Below are 11,230 nucleotides of genomic sequence, written 5' to 3' on the forward strand. Positions count from 1 at the left end.
GTGGGTCCGGGCGCGTCGGATCCTGTCGCGCGCAACCAACCTTCGCCCGCCTCGTTCTTCGGCTTGATCCAAAGCAGGAGAGAGTCGCATGGCCGATAAGGACAGTCCGCAGGAAGTCGCCGAAACGTTCCTCAAGAAGCTTGAGGACAGCCCCTATGTGATGATCGGCCTGATGGACGGCCAGCATTCCGAACCGATGAGCGTCAAGCTGGACGATGCGCAGCCCAACACGCTGTTCATCTTTTCCGCGCACGACAATCGCATCGCCAAGGGTGGCGAGGCCATGGCGCAGTTCGTCGGCAAGGGGCATGATTTCTTTGCCTGCCTCGCCGGGCGCGTGTCGCAGGAAACCGACCAGGCCACGTTCGACAGGTTGTGGGACAATCAGGTCGAGGCCTGGTTCCCGAACGGCAAGGCCGACGCCCGGCTCAACCGGTTCGACATCACCTCTGCCGAGCTGTGGGAAACCGACGTTTCGATCAGCGGCCGGCTGAAGATGCTGTTCGGCGGCACGATCAATTCCGCCGAGTCCTCGAGCCACGCGAAGGTCGGCTCGGTCGGCTAACCGAAGGCGGGGCGGCTGCGGTCGCCCCTTCCCTTCGTCGCCCGCACCGTCAGTCGTGCGCGGCGATCCACTTCTCAACCACCGGCGCGATGCGGTCTCGCCATTTCGATCCGTTGAAAATGCCGTAATGGCCGACACCCTCGGCCATGTAATAGCGCTTCTTGTCGGCCGGCAGTGACGTGGCGATCGTCAGCGCCGCCCGTGTCTGACCCAGCCCCGAGATATCGTCGCGCTCACCCTCGATCGCCAGAATGCCGATGTCGGTGATTGCTGCCGGATCGACCGCGCGTCCGCGGTGCGTCATCACGCCGCGCGGCAGGGCATGGGCCTGGAACACCTGGTCGATCGTCTGCAGATAATATTCCGCCGTCATGTCGCAGACCGAGCGATACTCGTCGTAGAATTCCTTGGTCGCGTCGGCGCTTTCTCCGTCACCGCGCACGAGATGTTTGAACATCTCCCAATGGCTCATCATGTGATTGCCAAGGTTCATCGTCATGAAGCCGGTGAGCTGAAGGAAACCCGGATAGACCCGCCGGCCGGCGCCGGGATAGCTATTCGGCACGGTCGCGATGACATTCTGTTCGAACCAGGCGTGCGGGCGTTCGGTGGCGAGCGTGTTCACCGCGGTCGGCGCCTCGCGCGTGTCGATCGGGCCACCCATCATGGTCAGCGTGCGCGGGCGGCAGGGGTGATTGTCCGCGCTCATCAGGCAGGCGGCGGCGTAGCTGGGCACCGATGGCTGGCACACGGCGAGCATGTGCGCGCCGGGACCGATCTTCTCCAGGAAGGCGACCAGATAGTCGACATAATCGTCGAGATCGAAGCTGCCATGTTCGACCGGGACCATCTTCGCATCGCGCCAGTCGGTGATGTAGACGTCGGCGAAGGGCAGCATCCGTTCGACCGTGCCGCGCAGCAGCGTCGCGAAATGGCCCGACATGGGGGCGACGATCAGCAGCCGCGGGCCACCCTCCACGCCTTCGCGCACGAACCGCTTCAGTTGCCCAAACGGCAGGCGCAGCACGATTTCCTCGTGCACCGGCACGTCGCGCCCATCGATGATCGTATGATCGAGCCCGAATGCCGGCTTGCCGCGTGCAGCCGCAGCATGAGCGAACACTTCCAGCGCCGATGCCATGACCTGCCCACCGCCGAAATAGGCGAACGGGTTTGCCGGGTTCTGAAGCATCCCTGCGCCGAGATTGGCCATTGCACTGGCCCCGGCGAGCAGCGACCGCTGGAACTCATAGGCATCGTAGAGCATCGGGTATCCTCAAACGCAACGACCGCAGCGCCACCATATAGCGATTGTGCAACCGCACAACGAACCATTGATCCGATTGGACGCGATGGTGGCCGTTGAGCCACACCGGCCCGGCTGCTAGGTGGCGCGCATGGCCAGCAAAGCGTCGGTGGAGCCGCAACCAACCCGCCGGATCGGCAACCTTGCCCTCGTGTGGCAGCACGCGAAGCGTTACCCGCTGCAGATCGCCGCCGCCTGGACGGCGCTGGCGGTGACCTCGGCGGCGACGATCGCGATTCCCTACAGCTTCAAGCGGATCATCGACCGCGGCTTCGCGGCGGATGGCGGCGCGGCGGTGGCGGGCGCGTTCCATTATATGCTGATGATCGTCGCGGTGCTGGCAATCGGTACGGCGATCCGCTTCTACTTCGTCTCCTGGCTGGGCGAGCGGGTGGTGGCGGATATCCGCGAGACGGTGCAGCGGCATCTGCTGAGCCTGAGCCCGCGCTTCTTCGAGGAAAACCGCCCCTCCGAAATCGCATCACGCATGACGGCGGATACCGCGCAGATCGAGATGGTGGTCGGCACCACCGTGTCGGTCGCGCTGCGCAACGCCTTCACGGGGGTTGGCGGGCTGATCTATTTGTTCGCGATCTCGCCCAAGCTGGCGGGTTTGCTGTGCCTTGGCATTCCACTGGTGATCCTGCCGATCATGCTGCTGGGGCGGCGGGTGCGGACCTATTCGCGCACGTCGCAGGACCGGGTCGCCGATGTCGGTGCGATGGTAACCGAGACGCTGGGGGCGATGAAGATCGTGCAGGCGTTCGGGCAGGAGCAGCGCGAGGCCGCGCGCTTCACCGGCGCGGTCGAGGCGACGATGGTGGCGGCGCAGAAGCGTATCATGCTGCGCGCGATCATGACCGCGATCGTCATCGCGCTGGTGTTCGGATCGATCACGCTGGTCCTGTGGGAAGGCGCGACCGATGTTGCCGCGGGACGCATTTCGGGCGGGTCGATCGCTGCTTTCGTGCTGACCGGCGGGATCGTCGCCGGCGCATTCGGCGCGCTGACCGAAGTCTATGGCGAATTGCTGCGTGGTGCCGGGGCCGCCGGGCGGCTCGCGGAATTGCTGTCGGAACAACCGGAGATCGCGGCGCCGGCCCGGCCCGAGCCGCTACCGCAACCGCCGCAGGGCGCCGTCGCGTTCGAGCATGTCGAGTTCCGCTATCCCACGCGGCCCGACACCGCGGCGCTGCACGATTTCTCGCTGGCAATTGCCCCGGGCGAGACGGTGGCGCTGGTCGGGCCATCGGGCGCCGGCAAGACGACCTTGTTCCAGCTGCTGCAGCGATTCTACGATCCCGCCGCCGGCCGCGTGACGATCGATGGCGTCGACCTGCGCGATGCCGATCCCGCCGCGATTCGCGCCCGCATTGCGATGGTGCCGCAGGAGACGGTGATCTTCGGCGCCTCGGCACGCGACAACCTGCGCTATGGCCGGTGGGACGCGAGCGACGAGGAATTGTGGGCGGCGGCGGACGCAGCCAATGCGTCGGCGTTCCTGCGCGACCTGCCGGACAGGCTCGACACCTTCCTGGGTGAAGGCGGGGCGCGGTTGTCGGGCGGGCAGCGGCAGCGCGTCGCGATCGCCCGCGCGCTGCTGCGCGATGCGCCGATCCTGCTGCTCGACGAGGCGACCAGCGCACTGGACGCCGAAAGCGAGCGGCTGGTGCAGGAGGCGCTGGAGCGGCTGATGGCGGATCGCACCACTTTGGTCATTGCCCATCGACTCGCCACCGTGCGCGCGGCCAATCGCATCGTGGTGATGGACGGCGGGCGTATCGTTGAGCAGGGCAATCATGCCACGCTGATGGCGCGCAGCGGGCTGTATGCCCGGCTGGCGAGCCTTCAGTTTAGTGAAGCGGCATAGGAGAGACAGAGATGACGACCGACTTCGACGTGATCGTCTATGGCGCGACCGGCTATACCGGGCGGCTGGTGGCGGAATATATCGCGCTGACCTATCCCGCCGGCGTGCGCTGGGCGATGGCGGGGCGCTCGCTCTCCAAGCTGGAGGAAGTGCGCGGGGAGATGGGCATTTCGGCCGACGTGCCGCTCGTCACCGCCAATGCCGACGATCCTGCATCGCTGCGCGCCATGTGCGAGAGGACCAAGGTCGTGATCAGCACGGTCGGGCCGTATCAGCTGTATGGCAGCGACCTGGTGGCGGCATGCGCGGCAACCGGCACGGCCTATGTCGACCTGTGTGGCGAACCGGCGTGGATGCGCCAGATGATCGACGCGCATGATGCAGAGGCGAAGCGCACGGGCGCGCGGATCGTGTTTTCCTGCGGGTTCGATTCGATCCCCTTCGACCTTGGCGTGCTGACGTTGCAGGAAGCGGCGGTCGCGCGGTTCGGGCGTCCGGCGCCGCGGGTGAAATGCCGGGTGCGCACGATGAAGGGCACCTTCTCGGGCGGGACGGCGGCGAGCCTGAAGGCGACGTTGGCGGCAGCGGCGAAGGACCCCTCGCTCGTCCCGCTGCTCGCCAGTCCATTTGCGCTGACCCCCGGCCACAAGGGGCCGCACCAGCCGACCGGGCTGATCCCGGAATATGACAGCACGATCGAGTCCTGGGTCGCGCCGTTCGTGATGGCGCCGATCAACACCAAGAACGTCCACCGCACCAATTTCCTGCTCGGCCAGCGTTATGGCGACGATTTCGTCTATGACGAGATGGTGGTCACCGGGCTGGGCGAGATGGGCAAGGCCGCAGCGGAAGCGCTGACCAAGCTAAATCCCTTTGCCGACAACAAGGGCCCCAAGCCAGGCGAAGGGCCGACCAAGGAAGAGCGCGAGAGCGGCCATTATGATGTGCTGTTCATCGGCCTGATGCCCGATGGCACGCGGATCGACGCCGTCGTAACCGGCGATCGTGACCCCGGTTATGGATCGACCAGCAAGATGCTGGCGGAGAGCGCGATGTGCCTGATCGAGGATGTCGCGGGCGAAGGTGGCATCTGGACGCCCGGTGCGCTGATGGGCGAGCCGCTGCGCAAGCGCCTGATCGCCAGGGCGGGCATGACCTTTACCGCCAACTGAGCAGCGGGTCTGGAACGACCGGCGGCCGGGGACGACGGTCGCCCGCGGCCGCCACTCAGGTGACGTCAGCGGCCGAGCGCGAGCGCGCCGGCGGCAGCGAATCCGGCGACCGCGAAGGCGCCGAGCAGGCGCGCCAGTTCCTCCTTGCGGAAGTGGACCAGCGCCTGTTCGTTGAGCCAGTACAGATGCTCGCCCTCCTGAACCACGGCGCGGAACTTCACCATGCGTTCGAGCAGCCGGGCCTCGCGGCGGCTGAGTGGGGCCAGCAGGGTCGCGTTCGCCGGCTTGATCGCGTTGGCGGCGCGCAGCCGCTCGACCAGCCGGTCCTGCGTGCGCGTGGTGTAACGCTCACCCAGACGCATCACGATGTTCGCCATCTATCGTCTCCCACCCTTGTGCCGAATGTTGCCAGGCCGACCGCGGCGCTTCAGCACTCGCGGCGCCTTTGACCCCGCACCGTCGCGGCGTGACGGACGGGCGCCCTTCCCTTCCTCAAGCTCGAAGCGGAGCGCACCGGACACTGGATTGGCATCCGCCAGCCGCAGCTTCAGCCGCATGCCCAGCGTATATTCGTCCCCGCTCGTCTCGCCGACCAGCCGCTGCCCGGCCTCGTCATAGCGGAAATATTCCTGCCCCAGGTCGCTGATCGGCATCAGCCCGTCGCCGCCGACGCCCTCGACCGTGGCGAAGAAGCCGAAATTCTGGATGCCGGTGATGCGCGCATCGACCACTTCCCCCACCCGTTCGGCGAGGAAGGCGGCGACATAGCGGTCGATCGTCTCGCGCTCCGCCTCCATCGCGCGGCGTTCGAGCTTGCTGATCGTTTCGCCCAGCCGCTCGAAATCCTCGTCGCCGTTGAGGCCGCCGGGACCAAGGCCATAGGCGCTGGTCAGCGAGCGATGCACGAGCAGGTCGGCGTAGCGCCGGATCGGCGACGTGAAATGGCCATAGGAGCCGAGCGACAGGCCGAAATGGCCGTGATTGGCCGGCGCATAATAGGCCTGGGTCTGGGAGCGCAGGATCTGCTCCATGACCTGCGGGCGGAAGTCAGCGTCGCCGACCCGATCGATGATATGGTTGAAGGTCGCGGGCTTGATGACCTGACCCAGCGCAAAGGGGACGTCGAAGGTCGCGAGATATTCCTTCAGCGCGACCAGCTTCTCCCGCGCCGGCGGTTCGTGGACGCGGTACATGACGGGGGCCTTCTTCGCCTCCAGCGCCTTGGCCGCCGCGACATTGGCGGCGATCATGAAATCCTCGACCAGGCGGTGCGCATCCAGTCGGTCGCGCGGCGCGACGGAGAGGAGGCGGCCCTTTTCGTCCAGCGCCACCTGCCGTTCGGGAAGGTCGAGGGCCAGCGGCTCGCGCTTGTCGCGTGCGGCGGCGAGCAGTGACCAGCACTCCCACAGGTCCTTCAGCGCGGCCAGGATCGTGGCGCTGTCCCCGGCAGGCGCGCGCCCGTCCACTGCGGTTTCGAGCGGCAACGGCGAATCCGCGTCGATCGCGGCCTGCGCATCCTCATAAGCGATGTTCTGCGCGATCCGCACCACCGCGCGCGAAAAGCGCCAGGTCTTGAGCGCGCCGGTCTTGCTCACCTGAAGGTGGCAAACGAGCGCGGCGCGATCCTGCCCCTGTTTCAGCGAGCAGACGTCGGCCGACAGCACCTCGGGCAGCATCGGGACGACGCGATCGGGGAAATAGACCGAATTGCCGCGCCGCCGTGCCTCACGGTCGATCGCCCCGCCGGGCCGCACATAGAAACTGACGTCGGCGATTGCGACCAGCGCGCGATAGCCACCGGGGTTGCCGGGATCATCATCGGGCGTGGCCCAGATCGCATCGTCATGGTCGCGCGCGTCGGCGGGATCGATCGCGACGATCGGCAAATGAGTCAGATCCTCCCGCCCCTCGCCCAGCGGCTGGGCGGCGACCCGCTGCGCCTCGTCCAGCGTGTCCTGATCGAAGACGTTGGGAATGTCGTGCTTGTGGATCGCGATGAGCGAGAAGCTGCGCGGTGCGAAGGGATCGCCCAGCCGCTCGACGACCTTGGCAGTGATGCGCGGCGGGCGGCCGGCCCGTTCCGCCAGCACGAGATCGCCGGGCTGCGCGCCGCCGGCGTCCGAGACGGGAAATTCGCGCCGCTCCTTCTTCTCCACGCCTTGGAGCCACAGACGATCGCCCTCGCCGCGCAGGACGCCGATGATCTGCTCGGCGGCGGGCGCGAGCACCTTCATCGGATGGGCGATCCAGCCGCCGCCGAGTTCCTCGGTGCGGGCCAGCACGCGCATGCCGACGCCAAGGTCGCCGCGTCGGCGCTCGCGCACGCGGATGCGGGGCGCCGCGACCTCCGCCTCCCAGCGTTCCGGCGTGGCCCAGATCGCGCCGTGATCGTCGGCATCGACGATGCGCAGCACGGTGACCTTGGGCAGCCCGCCCATCTTGTGGAAGGCACGGCCGGGGGCGCTGTCGATCAGCCCCTCGTCGGTCATGTCCTTGAGCAGTGCCTTCAGGCCGATCTTCTCCTGCGCGGTGAGGCCAAAGGCGCGGGCGATTTCCCGCTTGCCGGCGGGCGTATCGCTCGTGGAGATGAAATCGAGGATCTGCTGGCGGCTCGGGAGCCCTGCCTTTGGTTTGCGCATCGGCCCTAGATAGGAACTTGCGCCCCCCGGGTCACGCGTCGATCGCTTCTTCGTCCATCCGCGCGGCATTCTCCTGAATAAAGGCGAAGCGGTGCGCGGGATTGGTGCCCATCAGCCGGTCGACCAGATCCTTGACGCCCGCGCGCTCCTCATATTCCTGCGGCAGGGTGATGCGGATGAGGCTGCGGGTTTTTGGGTCCATCGTCGTTTCGCGCAGCTGACCCGGATTCATCTCCCCCAGGCCCTTGAAGCGGGACACCTCCACCTTCTTGCCGCGGAACGCCGTGCGCTCGATCTCGGCACGATGCGCGTCGTCGCGCGCGTAGAGCGACTTCGCGCCGGAGGTGATGCGGTAGAGCGGCGGTTGCGCCAGATAGAGGTGCCCGCGGCGAACCAGATCCGGCATCTCCTGAAAGAAGAAGGTCATCAGCAGCGTGGCGATATGCGCGCCGTCGACATCGGCATCGGTCATGATGACGATGCGTTCGTAGCGCAGATTGTCGGGGCGGCATTCCTTGCGCGTGCCGCAGCCGAGCGCCTGGATGAGATCGGCGATTTCCTGATTGGCGAGGATCTTCGCACTGGTGGCGGAGGCGACGTTCAGGATCTTGCCGCGGATCGGCAGGATCGCCTGTGTCTTGCGGTCACGCGCCTGCTTCGCGCTGCCGCCGGCGCTGTCGCCTTCGACGATGAACAATTCGGTGCCGCCGGGGGCGTTGGCGGAACAGTCGGTCAGCTTGCCCGGCAGCCGCAGCTTGCGCGAGGAGGTCGCCGTCTTGCGCTTGACGTCGCGTTCCTCCTTGCGGCGGAGGCGATCGTCCATCCGTTCCAGCACATAGCCCAGCAGCGCGCGACCGCGGTCCATGTTGTGCGTGAGGAAGTGGTCGAAATGGTCGCGAACGGCCTTTTCGACGAGGCCGGCGGCCTCGGGCGACGTGAGCCGATCCTTGGTCTGCGACTGGAATTGCGGATCGCGGATGAAGACGCTGAGCATCAGCTCGCTACCGACCATCACGTCATCGGCGGTCAGATCCTTGACCTTCTTTTCCTTCACCAGCTCGCCAAACGCCCGCAGGCCGCGGACCAGCGCCTGGCGCAGACCCTGTTCGTGCGTGCCGCCATCGGGCGTGGGGATGGTGTTGCAATACCAGGAATAGCTGCCGTCGGACCACAAGGGCCAGGCGACCGCCCATTCGACGCGGCCGGCCTCTCCCGGAAACTCCTGCGAGCCGGTGAAGAAATCGGCGGTGGCGCATTCACGCCCGCCGACCTGCTCGCGCAGGTGGTCGGCAAGGCCGCCGGGGAACTGGAACACCGCCTCTGCCGGCGTGTCGTCCGAGATCAGCTCGGGCGCGCATTTCCAGCGGATCTCGACCCCGGCGAACAGATACGCCTTGGACCGCGCGAGCCGGTACAGCCGCGCGGGCTTGAAGCGCAGATCGGGCCCGAAAATCTCCTCATCGGGGGTGAAGGCGACCGACGTGCCGCGCCGATTGGGCGCCGCGCCGACATTCTCCAGCGGGCCGAGCGTCTGCCCCTTGGAGAAGCGCTGGCGGTAGAGCTGGCGATCGCGGGCCACCTCGACCACGGTGTCGGAGGAGAGCGCGTTGACGACCGACACGCCAACGCCATGGAGGCCGCCGCTGGTCGCATAGGCCTTGCCCGCGAACTTGCCGCCCGAGTGAAGCGTCGAGAGGATCACCTCCAGCGCGCTCTTGTCGGGGAACTTGGGGTGCGGATCGACCGGGATGCCGCGGCCATTGTCGACGATGGTCAGCCGGTTGCCCGGCGCCAGCGTGACCTCGATGCGGGTGGCGTGGCCGGCCACCGCCTCGTCCATCGCATTGTCCAGCACCTCGGCGGCGAGGTGATGAAGCGCGCGCTCATCGGTGCCGCCGACGTACATGCCAGGCCGACGCCGGACCGGCTCCAACCCCTCCAGAACCTCGATCGACGAGGCGTCGTAAGCGGGGGTGGGAGCGGCGGCACGGAACAGATCTGGATCAGCCATGGCTGAGCTATAGCAGAGGCATCGGCAGTCGTGACCTGTTGCCGCGCTGCAACACATTTTTCCCGTTTCGGCACAAACGCGCGCTGGCATGCATCCTTTCTACCGCCTGCCCCGTTCGGGCCTCCGCATGTGTTTGTTGTGTAAGTAACGAAAGGGTTGCGTATGAAGTCCTTGTTCCTCGCGGGCATTGCCGCCGCTTTGGTCGCTCCGTCGATCGCCTCCGCGCAGACGGCCGACGAAGATGGCTTCTCCGGCGTCTATATTGGCGCAGCCGGCGGCTATGATGTCCAGCCGAACGATCGTGGCTCCTCGATCCTGTTCGACACCAATCTCGATGGCCGCTTCGGCGATGCGGTGAACACCGCCGCTGGCGCCAACGCCTTCGCACCGCCGGTTGGCGGCTTCTGCAACGGCCGCGCGCTGGCCGGCACGTCGCCGACGAACCCGACCTCGCCCGCGGCCTGTGCCAAGGACAAGGACGGCTGGGCCTATTATGGTCGCATCGGCTATGACTATCAGCGCGGCGGCCTGGTCGTCGGTGCGGTCGGTGAGTTCGGCAAGAGCGAGATCACCGACAGCGTGTCGGCCTTCTCCAGCACGCCGGCCTCCTATGTCATGACCCGCTCGATCGACTGGGAAGCGTCGATCCGCGGCCGCGTCGGCTACACGCCGAACAACCGCACGCTGTTCTACGGCACCTTCGGTCCGGGCTATGCCCGCATCGACCGTGAGTTCTCCACCACCAATGCGGTGAACGGCTTCTCCGAATCGGGCAAGCGCAACCACTGGGGCATCACCGGCGGTGGCGGCATCGAGCAGAAGGTCGCCAACAACGTCTCGCTCGGCCTTGAGTACATGTACCACCAGTACAAGGACGACGATTACCGCGTCCGCGCCGGCAACGCTGGCGACACCGCGGCGAGCAATCCGTTCCTGCTGGTGAATGGCAGCGGCACCGACTTCCGTCGCAGCGACGACAAGTTCCGCTGGCACTCGATCCGCGCGACGGCGGCCTACCGCTTCTAAGCGACACTGCGGTGACCGGGCGGGGAGTTCGCCCGGTCATCCAGGGTCTGCCATCCCCCTGACGGGCGAGCGGCAGATCGGAGACAAAGAAAAGGGCCGCGGCGAGCATCCTCGCCGCGGCCCTTTTCTATTTGCCTGAGCGCGCGTGCTCAGCGCATCCGCGGGCCACCGAAGGGCAGCGGCGCGGCGCGGCGATCGCGGCGCGGGAGCTGCGCCTGATAGGCGTGGCCGCAATGTTCGACGCAATAGGGGAAGCCTGGGTTCACCTTCTCACCGCAGAAGTGGAAGTCCGGCTCACCCGGATGGCCGAGCGGCCATTTGCAGACCTTGTCGCTGAGATCGAGCAAGCTGGTCTTGCCGGCAACCTCCGGCGACGGCTTGGCGGGAACCAGGCGGCGCGGCGGTGCCGGGGTGCTGGGTGCCTGCTGCTCACCGGGGGCCTGCCGCACGAAGCCGCCGGGACCGACCGAGCGGACCATGCGCATCGATTCGGGCGACCGCTCCGGCTCGAGCGGGGTCGTGATGGTGATCGGCTTGGGCGCGGACACCTGAGTCACCGCCGGAGTTGGCGAGGCCGCGCGCGGTGCGGGCGCCGGCGGCGGTGCAGGCGGCGGCGGCGCGGGAGGTGGCGGCGGCGCAGC

General features: G+C 67.0%; 9 protein-coding genes. 4 read left to right on the top strand and 5 right to left on the bottom strand.

Going from position 1 to position 11,230, the window contains the following annotated elements; genetic code table 11:
• The first annotated feature begins 88 nt into the window (after positions 1-88).
• Positions 89-565 (top strand): pyridoxamine 5'-phosphate oxidase family protein, encoded by a 477-nt coding sequence (locus tag XM50_RS02080; RefSeq protein WP_046406963.1) that lies wholly within the window; start codon positions 89-91, stop codon positions 563-565.
• Positions 566-614: 49 nt separating this feature from the next.
• Here XM50_RS02080 and XM50_RS02085 read toward each other — a convergent pair whose 3' ends face one another.
• Complete coding sequence (locus tag XM50_RS02085; protein ID WP_046406965.1) at positions 615-1,832, bottom strand: polyhydroxyalkanoate depolymerase; 1,218 nt, start codon at positions 1,830-1,832, stop codon at positions 615-617.
• Positions 1,833-1,962: 130 nt separating this feature from the next.
• Here XM50_RS02085 and XM50_RS02090 point away from each other — a divergent pair, with 130 nt between their 5' ends.
• Together XM50_RS02090 and XM50_RS02095 are read left to right on the top strand one after the other, a co-directional pair.
• Complete coding sequence (locus tag XM50_RS02090; RefSeq protein WP_046406967.1) at positions 1,963-3,741, top strand: ABC transporter transmembrane domain-containing protein; 1,779 nt, start codon at positions 1,963-1,965, stop codon at positions 3,739-3,741.
• An 11-nt stretch (positions 3,742-3,752) separates the two neighbouring features.
• Positions 3,753-4,913 carry a saccharopine dehydrogenase family protein gene (locus tag XM50_RS02095; protein ID WP_046406969.1) on the top strand — a complete coding sequence of 387 codons (1,161 nt, stop codon included), beginning with the start codon at positions 3,753-3,755 and terminating at the stop codon, positions 4,911-4,913.
• Positions 4,914-4,978: 65 nt separating this feature from the next.
• On the opposite strand, the gene XM50_RS02100 is transcribed toward XM50_RS02095, so the two are convergent.
• The 3 genes from XM50_RS02100 to parE are packed head-to-tail and all read right to left on the bottom strand — an operon-like array spanning position 4,979 to position 9,563.
• Complete coding sequence (locus XM50_RS02100; protein WP_046406970.1) at positions 4,979-5,290, bottom strand: hypothetical protein; 312 nt, start codon at positions 5,288-5,290, stop codon at positions 4,979-4,981.
• The gene (locus XM50_RS02105; RefSeq protein WP_046406971.1) at positions 5,291-7,552 is read right to left on the bottom strand and encodes a ribonuclease R family protein; all 2,262 of its coding nucleotides are present in this window, start codon (positions 7,550-7,552) and stop codon (positions 5,291-5,293) included. It lies immediately after the preceding gene.
• Between the two features lie 31 nt (positions 7,553-7,583).
• Positions 7,584-9,563 carry a DNA topoisomerase IV subunit B gene (gene parE, locus XM50_RS02110; protein WP_046406974.1) on the bottom strand — a complete coding sequence of 660 codons (1,980 nt, stop codon included), beginning with the start codon at positions 9,561-9,563 and terminating at the stop codon, positions 7,584-7,586.
• A gap of 162 nt (positions 9,564-9,725) precedes the next feature.
• Between parE and XM50_RS02115 the strand changes: the two genes are divergently transcribed.
• Complete coding sequence (locus tag XM50_RS02115; RefSeq protein WP_046406976.1) at positions 9,726-10,589, top strand: outer membrane protein; 864 nt, start codon at positions 9,726-9,728, stop codon at positions 10,587-10,589.
• 149 nt (positions 10,590-10,738) lie between these two features.
• On the opposite strand, the gene XM50_RS02120 is transcribed toward XM50_RS02115, so the two are convergent.
• Positions 10,739-11,230, bottom strand: a 492-nt coding sequence (locus XM50_RS02120) for a GcrA family cell cycle regulator (protein ID WP_046406980.1), incomplete at its 5' end; no start/stop codon positions are given.

It is taken from the genome of Sphingomonas sp. Ag1 (assembly GCF_000980895.1).
GTDB lineage: Bacteria > Pseudomonadota > Alphaproteobacteria > Sphingomonadales > Sphingomonadaceae > Sphingomonas > Sphingomonas panaciterrae.

What these genes read in the sequence shown, in the direction of transcription:
- XM50_RS02080 (WP_046406963.1), top strand. Translation starts at nt 89, where the DNA reads ATGGCCGATAAGGACAGTCCGCAGGAAGTCGCCGAAACGTTCCTCAAG.
- XM50_RS02085 (WP_046406965.1), bottom strand. Translation starts at nt 1,832, where the DNA reads ATGCTCTACGATGCCTATGAGTTCCAGCGGTCGCTGCTCGCCGGGGCC.
- XM50_RS02090 (WP_046406967.1), top strand. Translation starts at nt 1,963, where the DNA reads ATGGCCAGCAAAGCGTCGGTGGAGCCGCAACCAACCCGCCGGATCGGC.
- XM50_RS02095 (WP_046406969.1), top strand. Translation starts at nt 3,753, where the DNA reads ATGACGACCGACTTCGACGTGATCGTCTATGGCGCGACCGGCTATACC.
- XM50_RS02100 (WP_046406970.1), bottom strand. Translation starts at nt 5,290, where the DNA reads ATGGCGAACATCGTGATGCGTCTGGGTGAGCGTTACACCACGCGCACG.
- XM50_RS02105 (WP_046406971.1), bottom strand. Translation starts at nt 7,552, where the DNA reads ATGCGCAAACCAAAGGCAGGGCTCCCGAGCCGCCAGCAGATCCTCGAT.
- parE (WP_046406974.1), bottom strand. Translation starts at nt 9,563, where the DNA reads ATGGCTGATCCAGATCTGTTCCGTGCCGCCGCTCCCACCCCCGCTTAC.
- XM50_RS02115 (WP_046406976.1), top strand. Translation starts at nt 9,726, where the DNA reads ATGAAGTCCTTGTTCCTCGCGGGCATTGCCGCCGCTTTGGTCGCTCCG.